This is a genomic window from Streptomyces sp. NPDC017225 (assembly GCF_044331465.1).
Taxonomy (GTDB): Bacteria; Actinomycetota; Actinomycetes; order Streptomycetales; family Streptomycetaceae; genus Streptomyces.
The window spans coordinates 1-16353 of the sequence record NZ_JBIRNE010000039.1 but is presented as its reverse complement, the minus strand read 5'-3'; the positions used below and the strand labels follow the sequence as shown (position 1 = coordinate 16353).

The 16353-nt window shown below is 70.2% G+C and carries 11 protein-coding genes and 2 pseudogenes; 1 reads left to right on the top strand and 12 read right to left on the bottom strand.

Translation table 11 applies throughout. The annotated features are described in order from the left end of the window. Positions 1-585: 585 nt before the first annotated feature. From ACH4NX_RS37880 to ACH4NX_RS37830, 11 genes and pseudogenes are all read right to left on the bottom strand, one after another. On the bottom strand, positions 586-801 hold the full coding sequence (locus ACH4NX_RS37880; RefSeq protein ID WP_351401610.1) for a hypothetical protein: 216 nt from the start codon (positions 799-801) through the stop codon (positions 586-588). A gap of 89 nt (positions 802-890) precedes the next feature. After that, positions 891-2383, bottom strand: a pseudogene (locus ACH4NX_RS37875) (ISL3 family transposase). A 179-nt stretch (positions 2384-2562) separates the two neighbouring features. Further along, positions 2563-3414, bottom strand: a complete 852-nt coding sequence (locus ACH4NX_RS37870) for a TauD/TfdA family dioxygenase (RefSeq protein WP_351401608.1) — start codon at positions 3412-3414, stop codon at positions 2563-2565. A 232-nt stretch (positions 3415-3646) separates the two neighbouring features. Next, positions 3647-4909 carry an FAD-dependent oxidoreductase gene (locus tag ACH4NX_RS37865; protein ID WP_398129197.1) on the bottom strand — a complete coding sequence of 421 codons (1263 nt, stop codon included), beginning with the start codon at positions 4907-4909 and terminating at the stop codon, positions 3647-3649. Continuing rightward, entirely contained in the window at positions 4906-5745 is an 840-nt protein-coding gene (locus ACH4NX_RS37860; protein ID WP_351401604.1) for a prenyltransferase/squalene oxidase repeat-containing protein, read from the bottom strand. The genes ACH4NX_RS37865 and ACH4NX_RS37860 overlap by 4 nt, the downstream gene beginning before the upstream one ends. After that, positions 5682-6578 (bottom strand): hypothetical protein, encoded by an 897-nt coding sequence (locus ACH4NX_RS37855; protein ID WP_398129198.1) that lies wholly within the window; start codon positions 6576-6578, stop codon positions 5682-5684. The genes ACH4NX_RS37860 and ACH4NX_RS37855 overlap by 64 nt, the downstream gene beginning before the upstream one ends. Next, on the bottom strand, positions 6575-7576 hold the full coding sequence (locus ACH4NX_RS37850; RefSeq protein WP_398129199.1) for a UbiA family prenyltransferase: 1002 nt from the start codon (positions 7574-7576) through the stop codon (positions 6575-6577). Before ACH4NX_RS37850 ends, ACH4NX_RS37855 begins: the two co-directional genes overlap by 4 nt. Before the next feature lie 2 nt (positions 7577-7578). After that, positions 7579-8604: a polyprenyl synthetase family protein gene (locus ACH4NX_RS37845; protein WP_351401597.1), complete on the bottom strand. Its 1026-nt coding sequence runs from the start codon at positions 8602-8604 to the stop codon at positions 7579-7581. Further along, positions 8601-9638, bottom strand: coding sequence for an aminotransferase class I/II-fold pyridoxal phosphate-dependent enzyme (locus ACH4NX_RS37840; protein WP_351401595.1), 1038 nt, complete (start codon positions 9636-9638; stop codon positions 8601-8603). Before ACH4NX_RS37840 ends, ACH4NX_RS37845 begins: the two co-directional genes overlap by 4 nt. Positions 9639-10276: 638 nt before the next feature. After that, the gene (locus ACH4NX_RS37835) at positions 10277-11104 is read right to left on the bottom strand and encodes a transposase family protein (protein ID WP_398129201.1); all 828 of its coding nucleotides are present in this window, start codon (positions 11102-11104) and stop codon (positions 10277-10279) included. A gap of 566 nt (positions 11105-11670) precedes the next feature. Further along, on the bottom strand, positions 11671-12297 hold the full coding sequence (locus tag ACH4NX_RS37830) for a sulfotransferase family protein (protein WP_398129202.1): 627 nt from the start codon (positions 12295-12297) through the stop codon (positions 11671-11673). Positions 12298-12756: 459 nt separating this feature from the next. Here ACH4NX_RS37830 and ACH4NX_RS37825 point away from each other — a divergent pair, with 459 nt between their 5' ends. Next, entirely contained in the window at positions 12757-14499 is a 1743-nt protein-coding gene (locus tag ACH4NX_RS37825; RefSeq protein ID WP_351401591.1) for a prenyltransferase/squalene oxidase repeat-containing protein, read from the top strand. 665 nt (positions 14500-15164) lie between these two features. On the opposite strand, the pseudogene ACH4NX_RS37820 reads toward ACH4NX_RS37825, so the two are convergent. Continuing rightward, positions 15165-16145, bottom strand: a pseudogene (locus ACH4NX_RS37820) (IS4 family transposase); the annotation flags it as partial. Positions 16146-16353: the final 208 nt, after the last annotated feature.

Here is a 16353-nt window from a genome sequence, read left to right as displayed (position 1 = left end):
GCTGTGCTGCTCGCCACGGCGGCTCGCCCCGTAAGCCGCTGGCGCCGTCCGTCTGCCGCCCCCGGCCCCCTGGGGTCCGGCACACGGACGGCGTCCCTCTCCCGCGCCCCACAATCCCCTTTGGCAGGCAGGCGATGGCCCACGCGCAGGTCCACGACGTCCTCCGCACCACCCAGCTGGCGCCGCCTGCCCCGCCGCAGTCTCCCGCTCCGCCACCGTCCCTCGCCTCGGTCGACCAGACGCCGCCGCACACCCCGCCCACGTTCCGGGACGTGCTGCGCCACCGGTATAGCGGTCGTCTGCTGATCGCGTCGGTGACCGGCCGCCTCTCGCTGGGCATGGTGCCGGTCGCCCTGATCCTGGCGGCGCAGGCCGACGGCCACACCCTCGCCGCGGCCAGCCTCCTCGCCGCGCTCTACGGCATCGCCCCAGCGCTCGGCCTGCCGCTGCTGGGACGCCTCGCCGACGCGCGCGGCCTGCCCTTCCCGTGCCACCTCGGCGCCGTTGTTACGACAAGAGGGCCTACGTTTCCACGGCACAGTCACGGCCGCAGCGATCCGGCTCTGGCTCCGACCCTGAGCGGGCTCACCCCTTCTGAGTCGACGCCCGGGAAAACAGCAGCAGCGCGAAAAACAAGACCACGGGATAGACGCCCGCGCTCCACGGTTGCGGCACAATCTTCCAGGCGGCAACCGCCACAACTGCGAGCAGAACCCAGCTCACGACCAGCCACGGACGCTTGGCCAGCGTCCCACCCACGAACGCCCAACGGCTTCGGGAACTGTCCCCCATTGATCCCATGGCCAGACCCTAGCCTCCGCGGGGAGCAACCATCCGGGTGTATCCAGTAGACGGCTCTGTCTCACATTCGGTGGTGACTCTGCGTGGTGTTATCCGAGGAGGATGCGGTGGCGAAGGAGGGTGAAGCCTGCTCGTCCGTGCATCTGGCGGGCAATCCGCTTGGTCTTGGTGTTGACGCCCTCGGTCGGGCCGTTGCTGTACGGGAGTGTGAATGCGGCGATCACAGCGTCGCGGTCTCGCTCGAGACCGCGGGGGCGACCCATCGGTCGAGTGCATCGGCGCTTTCTGGCTGAGACTTCAGAAGTAGAGCGAAGGTCTGGGTGTGGGTTGCCAGTTGGGTCAACTCGGGGCAGGCGGCGGTGAGCCGGGCCAGGAGGCCGTGGTGCTCGGCCTTGAGGTTGTCGGGCCTGGTGAGGAGCATCCGGGCGAGTCTGCGTGCGGAGATATGGCTGCGGTCGGCGTCCGCGCGCCCTTGGTTGATGTACTTGTGCAGGAGGTTGAGGCAGCCCGTGAAGCCAAGGGCCTTGATCTCTCCGAAGAGGTGCTGGACGGGGACGGCGGGGTCGTCAGCCCGGCGTTTGCGCAGGTGCTCGCGGTAGGGATCGACGAGGCTGGCGCGGTATTTCGGGACGCGGAGCATCCGCTCGGGCCGGTCGGCTCGGGCATAGCGTTTGACGGTATTCAGGGCCAGCTGCAGACGGCGGCCGCATTCGAGGAGACCAACGCCCTGGTCGAGGAGGTCGTGAATCTTGTGCCAGCGCTCCAGGGTGGTCCGTGCACGGGGCCCGTCATACAGGGGCGCCTCCAGCACGGTGGCCCAGCAGGTGCTGTGCGCCTTGATCTCGCTCAGAGCGGCTTCGCACAAGTTGTGCCACAGATGCCAGCGGTCACCGACCTGCACTGCATCGGGCAGAGCGCGACGGATGGCCTCGGCGGAGGTTGCCGAGCCGTCACGGCACACGATCTCGACGCCCCGATGTTCGCGCAGCCAGGCTTCCAGAGTGTCAGCCGTGCGGTCGGGCAGCACGTCGATCCGCTCATGGGTCTCGGCGTCGATCACCACGGTGGCATAGCGGTGCCGCCGGCGCAGAGCGAAATCGTCGACGCCGATCACGCGGGGCGCTCGTCCCGTGGGCAACGGAATCCGCAACAGGGCACGCAGAGCCGTGTGACGCGACAGACCTACCGCGAGTATCGCCAGTACGCGCGCCCCTGCCCGGCCCGCTAACTCCTTGACTACCGCCTTGACCTGCGCGGTCAGGCGGGTGGTGCGTCGCTGATAACGCTCCAGCACCCCGGGCACCTGCTCGCGGAAGGTGTGACGGCAGCCGTGTGTCGGACAGACCAGACGCCGAACCCGTACTCGGACCACCGCTCGTCGGCCGTCGACCGGTACGTCGGCCACGGTCCGCCAGTGATAGCCGTGAACGCGCCCCGACGAGGCCCCGCACACGGGGCAGGGCGCGGTCTTCTGCGGAGTCCGCGCCCTCACCACGACCCGCTCGCCCTCGTCGACCACATCCTCAATGACCAGCGGAGATATCCCCGCAAAGACCATCTGCACAAGCTGGTTGGCATCCATCACATCGATGTCAACGACCCTCTCACCACGCAGAGTCACCACCGAATGTGAGACAGAGCCGATCGTTTTACAGTCCCAGACCCGGCCGGTGATCGGGCGGGGGCTGCCGGCCCCCGCGACAACGGTGGGTTTCCGACCGGTGAGGTCAAGATCCGAAGGGCGGACGGGTGACGCTCCGTTTACCGCGTCTTCTCGGCGCTGTCGCCCTCCCTTCCCGACGCCCAGTGCGGCCAACGCGGCTCCTCGCCCTCCGGCTTGTCGCCCAGGATCGTCACCCGCCAGCCGACCCGGCGGCCCGTGTAGTCGTTGACCGCGTAGTGCTGGGTGGCCCGGTTGTCCCACATCGCGATCGCGCCCGGCTGCCAGCGGTAACGGCACACCCGCTGCGGGCTCTCGGAGAGTTCGAACAGGTACCGCAGCAGCGCGTCGCTCTCGCCGGGAGCCAGTTGCGCGATGCGCCGGGTGAACAGCCGGTTGACGTACAAGGACCGGCGGCCGGTCTCCGGGTGCGTGCGGACCACCGGATGCTCCGCCTCACTGCGGTACGGCATGGACGGATGCACGAAGACGTGCACCGCGGTGAGCCCGTCGAGCATATCCCGTACAGGCGCGGACACCGCCTCGTAGGCCAGGTACTGGTTGCTCCACATGGTGTCCCCGCCGGCCGGCGGAGACTCGACGAGCTGCAGAACCGATGCGATCGGTGGAGAGGGCGAGAACGTCACGTCGGTGTGCCAGACGTCGGCCTTCGCGCCGCGCTCCGAGTCGAGTACCACGAGTTCGTCGTGCCCGGGCAGCTTGGGCAGGAAGGGGTGCACCTCCAACTCGCCGAACCAGCGGCCGAACTGCTTGTGCGCCTCGGGAGCCAGCCCCGCCGCGTCCGGGAAGAACAACACCAGATGCTCCAGCAGCAGTTCGCGCACGGCCGCGAAATCCGCCTCCGTCATCCGACCGAGCGGCACCCCGCACACCTCGGCACCGAGCGCGCCGGACATCGGGCGGACCTCGAACCGGGTCCCGTTGTTCGTCATCACCGCATCACCTTTTCCTGGGGTCCTTGATTGCCGCGAAAGCTGTTCCCGGGCGGGACGGGCCGATCGCGGACTCCTGCTGCCGGACGACGCTGGACGCCGGGCCTGCCGTCCGCGAGCTGCGGCACCGGCGGTCGAACCGTCGGCCGTGTATGTGTGGGCGGGGGGTGTCCGAAGGCACCACGGCCGGGAGCACAGCCGTAGGAGGACACGCCCGCCTCGCCCACGTGGGCTATGCCCACGCCGGCCGCCGCCGCGCCCTCGGGTCCGGCAGCAGCCCGATCTGATGCAGCCGGTCCAGCGGGGTCAGCGGATGCGCTCCGAGCCCGGCCATGTTGTGCATGACCGTGTAGCGGATCCGGTCGTTGGCACCCGTGTACCGCAGGGCTCGCCGCCCCAGCAGCCGGCCCGTCCACGACAGATCGGTCACCATCCGCGCGGCGTTGTGGCTGGTCTGTCCCACCTGTAGGAGGTCGGCGTGGCGGGCCCGCCCGTACGCGAGCAGCGCCCGGTCCACGGACGCGGCCGTCAGGCCGCCGCACTCCCGCAGCACCGCGGCCAGGCGATCGGCGTCGGCGACGGCGCTGTTCATGCCCTGCGCCGCCATCGGATGCACGACGTGCCCGCAGTCACCGACCAGCGCCAGCCCCGGCACGGTCAGCCGGGGCGCCAGCGCCCGTACGACCGGCAGGACCTGACGCCGCGGCAGGGCCTCGTGGATCGCGTCCGCCAGTGGGGCCAGCGCCGGGGTGTCCCGGACCAGCGCGGCGACCCAGCGGTCCAGCTCACCCGGCCCCGCTCCGCGCAACTCCCCTGGCGCGGCCTGCGCGTACAGCCGGATCCGGCCCCCCGGAAGCGGATACCGCAGCCGCAGCCCGCGCGAGGTGACGTACGCACAGAAGTCGGCCTCGACCTCCGGCCCGCTGGTCAGCTCCATGGCGACCAGCTGGTGCGGGTACTCCCGCCGGTCCAAGTCGATCCCGGCCGCTCGCCGCAGCCGGGAGGAGATCCCGTCGGCCGCCACCACCAGCGCAGCCGTCACGGTGCGCAGCGCGCCGTCCTCGGTCAGCCGTACACCCGTGACCCGGCCGTCGGTGGACCGGAACAGTTCCTCGGCGAGCACGCCGCGACGCAGCTCGACGGAGGGCGGTAAGGCCTCGGTGAATGCGCGCAGGATGGCCGGGTAGTCGTGCGCCAGCAGCCAGTTCCCGTCGACGGGCAGCCGCCGGTAGTCCAGCGCCATCCGCGCGGTGCCGTCATGGTCACGGGCGACCAGCCGGTCCAGGCGCAGCGCGCCCGTTCGCTCCAGCAGCCCGGACACACCCCAGTCGCCCAGGACCCGCAGCGAACCGGGCTGGAAGACCTCGCCCTTGGCCACCGGCCGGGGCCGGGGCTGCTTCTCCAGCAGCAGCACTCGCAGGCCCAGCCGTCCCAGCGCGCAGGCCGCCGCCAGGCCACTGACGCCCGCGCCGCACACCACCACATCCACATTCATCGGGTGCTCTCCTGCCGGTAATGGGCCAGCACCTGCAGTGCGAGGCCCTGGGTGAGCGTCGGTATGGGACAGCGCGACACGTGCCGCACGTATTCGTTGACCGGCGCGGCCAGCCATCCGCCGTCCGGCAACCGGGCCGCCAGCAGCCACCGCACGCCGGGCAGCAGCCCCCGCGGGTGCGCCCCGGTGGCCAGCAGGCCGGACAACGCCCACGACGTCTCCTCGACCGTGCCCGCGTCGGCCGGATCGCCGGTGCTCCAGGAGCCGTCGTCGCGCCGCGTCCGTTCCAGCCACCGCCGGGCGCGTACCGCGGCGGGGGCGTCCGCGAGACCGGCCCGGGCGAAGGGCTGCAGCACCGCCGAGGTGCCCGCGGTGTGCGTGCGGAACCAGACCGACTCGTAACTCCTGTCGGGCCGCTGCGCCTTGGCCAGCCAGCGCCGTACCCGCCGGTCGTCGGCGGGCGCGCCCGAGTCCAGCAGCGCGTCCAGCGCCTTGGCGGTCAGGTGCGGGCAGGGGCCGCTGTCGCCGACCCCGGTGTTGCGCACGCACGAGCCCCACGAACCGCGGCTGTCCTGCTGCAGGGTGAGCCAGGTGACACCTCGGCGGACGGCGTCGGCCTGATCGGTGCCGGGGAGCCGGGGCAGTACCGAGACGGCCTCGGCGGTCCCCAGCGTTCCAGGCCGGCCCCGGGAGCCCGGCCGGCCCCAGAAGCCGGGTGGGCTGCCGAAGGCGGCGAACGGCTCGTGCTGCTGCAGTCTCAGCAGCAGCGCCTTCACCGGCTCCAGCCGGGGTTCGTCGCCGTAGCCCGCGGCGACCAGACCGCGCGTGGCATACACGGACGAGGTCGGATCGGCGGGCCGGTGCTCCACGACCCCTCCGGAACGCCCTGCTCGTCCGTGTTCTCCCGGACCCGCAACCACCGCACCGCCCCCTCCATCATGTCCCGGCCCACCTCGGCGCGGGCCAGCCCCGTGGCGATCAGCCCCGTCACCCAGGCGTCCTCGAACCAGCTGCCGGTGGCGCCCTGGTGCTGGTACACCTGGCGGACCACGGACAGCGCGCGCGGCCCGGCCCAGCGGGCCGGCAGGCGCCGGAACCCGGCGGGCGGCCTGTGCCGGGCCTCGGCCAGGGCCGACGCCGACACGATCGGCGTGCCCACGTCGAACAGCCGCTGGTGTAGGCCCGGCAGCAGGGCCAGTTCGATCGGGAAGCGGCGCATGTCTCGCGCGTCGAGCCATCCGGCGTACGCGAAGAACTGGCGGCACCAGGCCACGACCTCCGGGTTCGGGATCGCCTCCAGTCCGCCGTGCCGCCGCGTCCACTCCCGTCCGGCCCGGACCCGGTCCGCCGCCGTCCGTGGCGCGACAAGGTGGAGGACGGTCGCGAGCGCCGTCGGGCCCGTTTCGGACGCCTGGCCCGGAACCATGCTCCAGCCGCCGTCCTCGCCCTGGGTCCGCGCCAGCCATGAGGCGCCTTGGGCGATGAGGTCCGCGGAACCTTCGGGATCGCCGAAGTGCAGTGCACCCACCGCACCGACGGTGCCCAGTGTTGACGCCGGAGCTGGCACCCCGTGGTCGAACACGCCGTCCGGCCGTTGCGCCGCGAACAGCGTGTCGGCGGCCGCGTCCATCGCATCGGAGACCTCGTCCACGAGCAGGGGAGTGGTCACGCCGAGGGATCCTTTCTCACGAGGGCGGCCGGGGCGGGCGGGAACTCGTGGCCCACACGCATCAGCTTCTGGGTGACCAGAGAGAACATCAGGACCGGCACCAGGACGACGGTGGCCGTCACCGACCCCCAGGCACCGGCGAGGACGGCGGCGGCCAGCACCAGCCGCTCCGCGACCAGCACCTCGTGGGCGCGCAGCGCGGACCGGGCGTCGATCACCGGACCCGACCGCAGCAGCGGTACGAAGGCGGCCGTGCCGCAGCCCGCGGCCACGGCGAGCAGGGACACCTGCCCGGGCGCGTCGCGCGGAGCCCATCCGGCGGCCGAGGCGACTAGGGCCAGCCCGCCCGCGTACAGGGCGGCGGCCAGCCGGACCGCGTGCCGCACGCCGTGCCGCACCGGCACCGACCGGTACCCGCCGGTCCGGTCGCCGTCCACGTCCCGTACGGTGCCGATCAGGTTCGATGCGGTGTCGTGCAACAGGAGCCCGGCAGCCACCGGCAGCAGCGACCAGGGCGGCGCGGGGCGCGCGATCATCGCACCGATCACGACGGCGAGGGCGGTCAGCGCGCCCCGGGACACGTTCCCGGACAGGCCGCGCTTCTTGAAGACCCGGCTGTAGCCGACGATGCCGGCCATCGCGAGCAGGAACAGCGGCAGGATGGCCCAGTTGGCGGTCACCACCAGGACGGCGCTGGCCGTCGCGCACACCGCCCCGCCCGCCTGAGCCGCATCCGCCGACAGCCGTCCGGAGGGGATCGGCCGCTGCGGCTTGCTGATCGCGTCCAGCCCCCGGTCGAACCAGTCACCCAGATAGTGCCCGGAGAGCCACCCGAGCGCCACCGCTGCCGCGGCGACCACCGGCCGCCCCGCACCGGCGCCTCCGGCCCAGGCGGCGCCGGCCAGCCCGACCAGGGCGGGATAGCTCGTAGTGTACGGACGCCAGGTCTGCACATGGGCCAGGACGGTCGTCCAGCCGCGTGTCCACCGGTCCGCCATCGCTAGCGGTCCCGGCTCACGGTCAGGTCTGCGATCGCCGAGAGCAGCCCGTGCGCGTCGCTGTGGGGCAGCCGGGCCAGCGCCACCCTCGCCCGCGCGATCTCGGCGTACGCCTGGGCCCGGGCGAGGTCGAGGGCCCCGGTCGCGACGACCACCTCGTGCAGCACGGCGAAGGTGGCCTCCGGAGTGAGGCTGCCGCCGAGGGCCTGCTCCAGGCGGCGCCGGTCGTCCGGCCCCCCGGCCTGATGGGCCAGCAGCACCGGGAAGGTCGGACGCAGGTTGGCGGCGTCGCTCGTGCCGGGCTTGCCGGTGACGGCCGGGCCCGCGAGATACGGCAGTAGGTCGTCGTACATCTGGAAGGCCAGCCCCAGGTGGCCGGCGAAGACGGTGACCGCCTCGGTCTCCTCCGGCGAACCGCCGCTGAGCAGCACACCGGCCCGGCAGGCCGCCCGCAGCAGGGACCCGGTCTTCAGCGAGGCCATCTCCCGGTAGGCGTCCAGGCCGCCCCCGCCGGGCCACGCGGCCGCCAGCTCCGCCTCCTGGACCTGCCCCCGGCACAGGTCCTCGCCGGCCTCCGCCAGCACCCGGACCGTGGCCAGCACAGCGGTGTCCGGCACCCCGAGCGCGGCGCACTCGGTGACCGCCGAGAACACCCGGAACAGCAGTGCGTCCCCGGTGGCGATCGCGTCCGGCACACCGTACAGCGCGTGCACGGAACTCCGGCCGCGCCGCAGGTCGTCACCGTCTATGACGTCGTCGTGGATCAGCGAGGCGACGTGCAGGTACTCCACGGCCAGCGCCGCCGGCACCACCTCGTTGCGCGATCCGCCGGTCGCCTCGGCGGAGGTCACCAGCAACAGCGGCCGCAGCAGCTTGCCGGGGGCGAGAAGCGCGTAGCGGGCGATCTCGTGCATCCGGTCCCCGTCGGCCGGCCAGCGGACGTCGAGCTCCCGGCGCAGCGCCCTGGCCGCCGGGAGCAGCGTGACCTCCCCCACCGCGGTCCGCGCCGCCACGGCCTCGGCGGTCATCCGGCACACTCCGGCGCCGGGTGCTCCTGGGCGGCACACTCCTCCGCGACGAAGTCCTGGGCCAGCGCCAGGACGGTGTCGTTGGCCTCGGGAGTTCCGGTGCTCACCCGCACGCCCGCGCCCGCGATCTCACGCACCACCACACCATGGGCCGCCAGATGATCCACGAACACCTTGTTCCGCTCACCGAGCGGCAGCCAGAGGAAGTTGGCACCGCTGGGTGGCACCTTCAGGCCCAGGTCCAGCAGCCCGGCCCGGACCCGGTCCCGCTCGCGGGCGACCTCGGCACAGCGCTCCCGCATCGCGTCCTCGGCCTCCAACGCGGCCATCGCGGCGGCCTGCGCGACGGTGCTCACCCGGAAGAACGGCGTCATGCTCCGCAGCGGCCCGACCACCGTCTCCGCCCCGGCCAGATGGCCGACCCGCAGACCGAGCAGCCCGTGCGACTTGGAGAACGTGCGCACGACCGCGATCCGCTCATCACCTTCCGCCAGCGCCATGGCGTCGGCGAGTTCGCCGGGCCCCGCGAACTCGCGGTACGCCTCGTCGACCACCACCAGCACGTGCGGCGGCAGCGCGGCCACGAAGTTCCTCAACCGGTCGTGCCCGAGCACCTCGCCCGTCGGGTTGTTCGGGTTGCACAGCAGCACCACCTTGGTACGGTCCGTCACGGCGGCGGCCATGGCTGCCAGGTCGTGCTTCTGGCCGGTCAGCGGTACCGCGACCGGTTCGGCCCGGGCGTTGCGGATCAGGAGCGGATACATCTCGAACGACGGCCAGGCATGCAGCACCTCGGTGCCGGGCCCGGCATGCACGCTCAGGAACTGCTGGAGTAGCGCGCCTGACCCCGGGCCCGCCACGACCCGGGCAGGGGGCAGGCCGAGCTGGCGCGCCAGTTCCGCGGTGAGCCCGGTGGCGAGTGCGTCGAGGGTGAGATTGACGCGCTCACTCGACTCGCGGACCGCCCGGGCCACTCCTGGTAACAGTGCCGAATGGTTTTCGTTGAGAGAGAGTTCGTAGATTTCCGGATCCACGAGGTGGCCTTCCTGTCGACGTGCCACGGGGTATGGAGAAGGCAGCCGCGACCGCGTGCTGATGACGGCGCGGTAAAAGGACTGCGCGCTGAGAGGTGAGAGGTGGTCTGGAGGAATCGGTGGGGGAGACCGGAGGATGAGAGAACAGGCGCGAGAATGGGGGCACTGTCCTGCCGGGCGGCTTGAAGAGCGCCGACTCCCTCAGTCTGACCATGAGACGGCTCGCCGCGCAAGCACGGGTTGGATGGAACCCGGAAAGGGTGATTTCTCCCGGATGGGGCGGCAAGTGGATAATCGGCGTGCCGGTGATTGGGGGCGGTCAGGGAATGTTTTCCCCTGCCACGATGTGATCTTCGCCATGTTTATTCTGCCGCGCATGCGGTCGGGCCGGCGAACGGCGGCCGCTGCGCCCACTTTGGTCGGTCTGATCTGGCGGATGACGGGCGCGGTCGGTGCCGTGCGAGTGGCGGTGACGGTGTCGCCGGCTCCTTGCGCCGGTCCCGCGCGGGCACGGCAGCCGACGACTGTCGCACTCCTAAAGGAGAGGGTTACTGATACCAACGGAATCGGTGATGCGCACGCTGTCGAAGACAATGAAGCCTTCTCAGTAACCATTCGTGACGTCTCGTGATCTTCGTTCAGGTGGTGCGGCCGTGTTCGAGCTGGAGTAGGACGAGGGCGGCTCGGGCGATCCTGGTGATGGCAGCGGGGTCGAGACTGACCCTGCGCAGTGCCTTGAAGGTGACCTTCAGCAGGGCGTTGGCGCGCTCGGCGACACCGTGGATGCCGCGGATGACGGCGTTGAAAGTCCTTTGCCATTCTGCGAGTTCGCCTCCCTTGGGCTTCTTGACAGGGTGACGGAAGCCATCGGCGGCGTTCTCGTAGCCGAGGTCGGTCAAAGTGGGGATGCCCAGAGTGGCGGCGAACCGGTTCAGGGCCTCGACCAGACCGTGGGTGCGGGCGCAGGTGATGTCGTGCTCACGGCCCGGCCGGACCGGGGAGACCCAGATGGGCCAGCCGTCCGGGGCGGCGATGACCTGCACGTTCCCGCCGTGATGCCTGTGTTTGCCGGACCACCACAGGTCGTCCTTGTTGGGGCCGGCGGCGGCCACGCGGTCGGTGCGGATGACAGTGCCGTCGAGGTTGAGGTGGGTGTACCCGGCCGCCGCCGCTCGTTCAAGAGCGGTGGACAGATCGGGCGCGTGGCCGGCCAGGACGGCCAGCCCCTCGTGCAGGTAGCGATAGGCGGTCGGCACCGAAATGCCGTTGCCCCGAGCGAGTTGGGCCAGTCGGGTGTCGTCGACGAACCAGCGCAGTACGAGCACCGCCTGCCTGAAGACGCCCAGCGCACGGGTTCCCCTGCGGGTCCCGAGCCGCTCGCACTGTCCGCGCAGCAGCCTCGCGAGGTGCTCAGCGGTCGCCCTGCGGACATCGAGCACGGCGGTGTAGGTGATACTGGATGGCACGTGGGGCCTCTGGTTGTACGGAACGTGATTTTCGCAAACCCGTTCCTACCAGGGGCTTCACTCATGTCCGGCATCGAGTCACCCGGCATCATCACACACCGCAACCGTCACGTTGCCGAGAAGACCTCATTGGTCGTCCACCGTCACCCCCACTCATCTCTCACGGCCGTGACCTGGAATCCGGTCGGCTGCGACGCGGGAGCCGTTCGCCGTAGATCATCGCGGTTCTGGGCGTCTTCGTCGCCTGCCGGTGGAGGCGGATTACCGGTGTGCCGTGCGGCTGATGTCGCCCGGATACCGGTCAGGAAAGGATGCGGAAACCACTGTGCCTCGACACCGGAACACCGGCGCCGGCAGGGAATCGGGTGGAGGCGGGCCGCCGCCGGACTCGGGGGCCGACCGCTGCCCGGCCGTCTCCCGGCGCCCGGAGGTCGGCGATGGCCCGGTGGCAGGCACGGGGCCGAGTCGAAGCCCTTGCCGGTCTCAGCCCGCGTCGACCCAGCGCGGGCCTTCCGCCGGTCCCGGTGGGCGCGCGCCCCGGAGGGACGCGACGGGTGCCGGGCCGGTCACAGCTCCGCCATTGCCCGCAGCTCGGCCGTGGTGTTGCGGTGCGGGAAAGGCTCCTCGGGTACTGGCACGTCCAGGGCGCGGCACAGCGGGCCCCATCCGTCGGCGGGGGACCACTCGACCAGCCGGTCGGCCGGCACCTGCGAGCGCACCTCGTCGTTGTGCGCTTCGTAGGCGGCTTTGGCGGCGCTCTCGTCGGACCATGCGGTCGTCAGGTGCTCGACAGTCGTGAGGTGGCCCAGTTCGATGACCCGCGCGTCCGCGTGCTCCGGGTGGGCCAGGTGCCGCTCCAGCACGGGGACGACCGTCTGCGAAAAGCTGCGCCACCATTCGTCGGTGTCACGGACCGAAAGCACCACGAGTGCCTCCGGGAATACGGTCTGCAGCTCACGCCAGAACGCCGACGTCGGGCCGCCGACCGCGGCACCATAACCGTCGAAAAGACTCTCCCAGCCGGACGGGGGGCTGCCTTCTGCGAAGGCTTGTTCCCACGGCGAAACATGCTCGGGGCGCTGGGTCACCTCGAGCATGTGGTAGCACTTCTGGCCCAGCAATACGCTCAGGCCGAGATGGAGAGAGAACGTACCTGTGCGCCCTACTCCTGCTCCGATGGCTCGTAATGACACTGGCGATCTCCGTTCGGTTCAGTGCATTCGGCTGCAATTTACGAGAGGCACCCTGCCCCTGTCAAGAAATAGAGATTTCGCGCAGCAGGATATTTTTGCAAGCAATCGGGTTTGATTTCAGGCAAGGGTGATTTGCCCATCACTGAGACGGTTGCTGGATAAATGCACCGGCGAGAGGGGATCCAAGCCGGGCCGGGGCGCGGGGTGCCCTTGACATTCCGTGGGCGGCTGGGGAACTCTCGTTGAAAGGTAAGTCTGCTACTCCGTGAAGTGCGGATATGTGAGCGGGTGGGAGTCGCTCGCGTGAATTACTCGCGGCATTATCCGCACCCGAATAAGAGTCACCGCGTTCGTGCGTCCGGACCGGACAGCCGGTGAATGCTTTCCGGCACACGATGACCAGAGATCCCTCGACGGAGGACCGATGACACAGGCGCGCCATTCCAGAGGTGGGACGCCGTGCTGGCCCAGTTCCTTTCAAGACCCACTGTGACCAGGAGAAGGGAGGAGCAGTTGCAGCCGACGAGTCCGCGACTGCTTGGCCAAGTCAATGACACGATGCACGCCGGAGTGCGTGCTCTGTGGGATGTGCAGCGGCCGGATGGGGTTTTCGACTACGGGGCGGAGGGATGGACCTCGGTTCTGGCGACGGTGGGGGCTGTCTCGGCACTGCACAGTGCCGATCCGGAGCGTTCCGCTGACCTCGTCGGGAAGGGCGTGGGGTGGCTGTGCCGCAACCAGGCCGCCGACGGCGGATGGAGCACCATTCCCCACATGCCGACCGAAGCCGGTCCCACCGCGGTTGCCGCCGCGACCTTGCAGCAACTCGCACCGGAGCGGGCGGCTCAGACCGTCCGCGCAGCGCGGTCGTGGCTCGAGGATTTCGGTGGGCTGGAGGCGATCCCTCATCGGGAGATGGCTGCGGTGTGCCGGCGGTTCTACGCCCGTGCCGGCTGGCTCGACCCCGAGGACCTTCCACGGCTCCCTCTGGCACTTGCGGCATTTCCCCGGCTGTTCCGTGAGCTGCTCGACTTCCGCGCCCCTCTCGTCGCCGCCGCGGCGCTCGCCCAGGCCCGTAGTCGCCCGCAGGGCCCGGTGCAACGGTTGCTCAACCGGATGGGCACGCCCTCCGCGCTCCGGCTGATCCGGCAGATCTATGAACACGAGGGGATGACGGGCGAGTTCAGCGAGGATCCCTGGGCGGCCGGACTGACGTGTGAGGCACTGTCACGGTCCGGTGCAGCCCCGGATCTGGTGGTGTTGACTGTGGAGTGGCTGCGGTCGAAGGCGAATCCGGACGGTTCGTGGAACATGATGCCGCTGGATCTGACCTGGTCGGTCTATGCCGTCGAGGGCCTGATGGAGGCCGGTTACAGCGCCGACCCACGGCTCGCTCTGTCCCGGTCGCTGTTCCACGACCGTCAGCAGGGGCGGCCCTTCACCGCTTTCGGTTGTCCGGCGGGTTTTTGGGGCTGGTCCTCGCCGCACGGTTGGCCAGCGGTGGTGGAGACCGCCGAGATCACGTCCGCGCTGGCATGCATGCCGGAGGGAGGGAAGGACGAGCATGTCACCCGTGGTGTGGAGTGGCTGCTCGCGCAGCAGGATGGCCGGGGTTCGTGGAGTCTGTGCGTCCGTAACACCAGGGTCGACAACTGCGGCCCCTGTCCGCACACCACGGCCCAGGCCCTTGTCGCCCTGCTGAACGCGGGGGTGCCCGCGGACGGCCGGGTCGTGCGGGCGGCGGTGCGCTGGCTGCTGGGCAGCGGGCGTCCGGACGGCTCGTTCGACTCGGTCTGGTACCGCAGTTACACCTCCGGTACGTCGGTGGTGCTGGAGGCGCTGGTGAAGGCGGGGGCCGGTGAGCATGCCGTCGCCCGGCGGGCCGCGGAGTGGCTGGTACGCACCCAGCGCCCGGACGGTTCGTGGAGTACCGGGGACGGGATCACACCGGGAACGGTGGAGGAGACCGCGTGGGCGGTGTGCGCCCTGCTGGCCGGCGGGCATGCCACGGATGACGAGGCTGTCCGCCGAGGTGTCCTCTGGCTGCTCGAGCAGGGCCCTGACGGCCGGTGGCCGCAGGCACCGGTCAGCGAGTTCATCCGCGGCACATCACGCTTCCCGAACGGCGGACTGACCAACGGCCTCGCGCTGCGCGCCCTGGCAGCCTTCCTCGACGCCTCCGGGCATCGGGCCGTCTGCTGAAGCTTCCCCTTGATCGTGCAATGCCGCGAAGTTAAGGGTTCGTGGGGGAAGTCCCCGCGGAGGGCCATCTTGTAGGCGCCGTAGCCGATGCGTTGCAGTAGTCCAAGGCGGGCCCATTTGCCCAGCTGGGTGCCGATTATCTTGATCGTCTTCGGGTCGGTGGTAGCGAGCTTCTCGGCGATGTCTCGGGCTTTCCAGGTCCGGGTGGGCTCGTTCCTCATGACCTCGGCGATGCTCTGTCGGCGGCCCAGGCGTTGCTGGTCGGAGGGAGCGATCGAAGGCGGGGAGGGCAGCGAAGGGAGATGGACGGAGACGTCGATGGTGGTGAGAGGTGAGCTCTTCAGTGGGCGTCCGTCGTGGTTCCAGGTGTGGTAGCGGGATATGCCGCGCTTGACTATGCGAGCGGAGATTCGGGGGCGGCGGCGTGGTAGCAGGTGGCCAAGGACCGCTGAACCGATCTTGCCGACAAGGTCAACTACGCGCTGGCCGAGGGGCATTGCGGGAGTCGTGATGGCGCGGACGACGGTGTCACGTGCGGCTTCCAGCGCGACAGTGAACGCGGCACGATCGGGATCGCAGCCCTTCACGGTCTCCACGGCAGTGGTCATCGCTGAGCGCAGGGCTTGGTAGAGGACGAGGAGGGCCCACACTTCCTGGGTGAGGCCGGCGGGGTCCTTCGAGCGCAGTACGCGCCCCTTGAGCAGGGTGTGCCGCAAAGCGAGGTAGGCGATTTCGATCTCCCACCGCTCGTGATACAGCCGGATGAGCCGGTCCGCGGGGTCGGTGTGGTGGTCGGTGAGCGTGGTCAGCAGACGGTAGGTGCCGTGGGTGCTGCTGCCGTCGGCCGCCCTCGCCGTGATCTCTGCCTCGATGACGCGTACGGAAAGGTTGGCTATCCGGCTCAGATACGAGCCGTCGGGCAGCAGGGCAAGCACAGGCAGGCGTCGGTTCGCCTTGCTGCGGACCAGGAACTGCGCGCCCTGCCCGGTGATGTCGGCCAGCAGGCCGGCGTCGTCGAAGGCGCGGTCGGCCAGTACCAGCATGTCGACGGTCAGTCGATCGCTCAGGCGCCGGGCCAGAGCAGATTCACCCTGGTCACGGGGTCCGAAGCACGCGGCGAGCAGACCTCGGGTGCCGGTCTCGCACAACGTCATCAACTGGAGGGCGGGATAGCTCTGGGCGCCAAAGCGATACGAGACACTGCCCAGCCAGGCCCGATTACGCTCGTGATCGGGAACGGCGAGACTGCTGCATCCGTCGAAGGCCACGGTGCGCCAGTGAGGATAATACGCCCCAGGAGTGGCCGGCTGCCCCAGAGGAACGGCGATCACCTCGAACAGCCGCCTGAGCGGGGTTGTGCCGATCCGGCGGCGCAGATCACGCAATGCCTTCTCGGACGGGGCGGGCACCCTGCCCGCCAGTCCGCCGGTCAGTTTCGCCCAAACCAGACGCGCCCCCAGGTGCTCGAACAAGCCCAGGGCCAACAGGAAGTACACCCCGACCCTGGACGGCAGGCACCGCAACCGTCGCTGCAGCGACCGGGTTTCGGCGAGTACCGCATCGATGAGCTCCACCGGGAGAATCTGCGTCAACTCACCGAGATGACCGGGAGCGAACACATCGAGATCGGGCGGACTACCCGCCATGGCAGACTGGGACACGCGGGGCCTCTGCTCTCAGGAAGATCTTGGTCGACCCTGAAACAGCACAGGCCCCGCACCTTTTTCCCAGCCCAGCGCCCCTTGAAATCGCCCAACACCCCTTAGCTTCGAAGTTTCGTGATGGGCCGCCGACGGAGTCGGTGGCCCGTTTTCGTGCCGTGAGCTGAGGGTGGGCAGGCCGAGGGCCCGAGCG

What these genes read in the sequence shown, in the direction of transcription:
- ACH4NX_RS37845 (WP_351401597.1), bottom strand. Translation starts at nt 8,604, where the DNA reads ATGACCGCCGAGGCCGTGGCGGCGCGGACCGCGGTGGGGGAGGTCACG.
- ACH4NX_RS37850 (WP_398129199.1), bottom strand. Translation starts at nt 7,576, where the DNA reads ATGGCGGACCGGTGGACACGCGGCTGGACGACCGTCCTGGCCCATGTG.
- ACH4NX_RS37865 (WP_398129197.1), bottom strand. Translation starts at nt 4,909, where the DNA reads ATGAATGTGGATGTGGTGGTGTGCGGCGCGGGCGTCAGTGGCCTGGCG.
- ACH4NX_RS37870 (WP_351401608.1), bottom strand. Translation starts at nt 3,414, where the DNA reads ATGACGAACAACGGGACCCGGTTCGAGGTCCGCCCGATGTCCGGCGCG.
- ACH4NX_RS37880 (WP_351401610.1), bottom strand. Translation starts at nt 801, where the DNA reads ATGGGATCAATGGGGGACAGTTCCCGAAGCCGTTGGGCGTTCGTGGGT.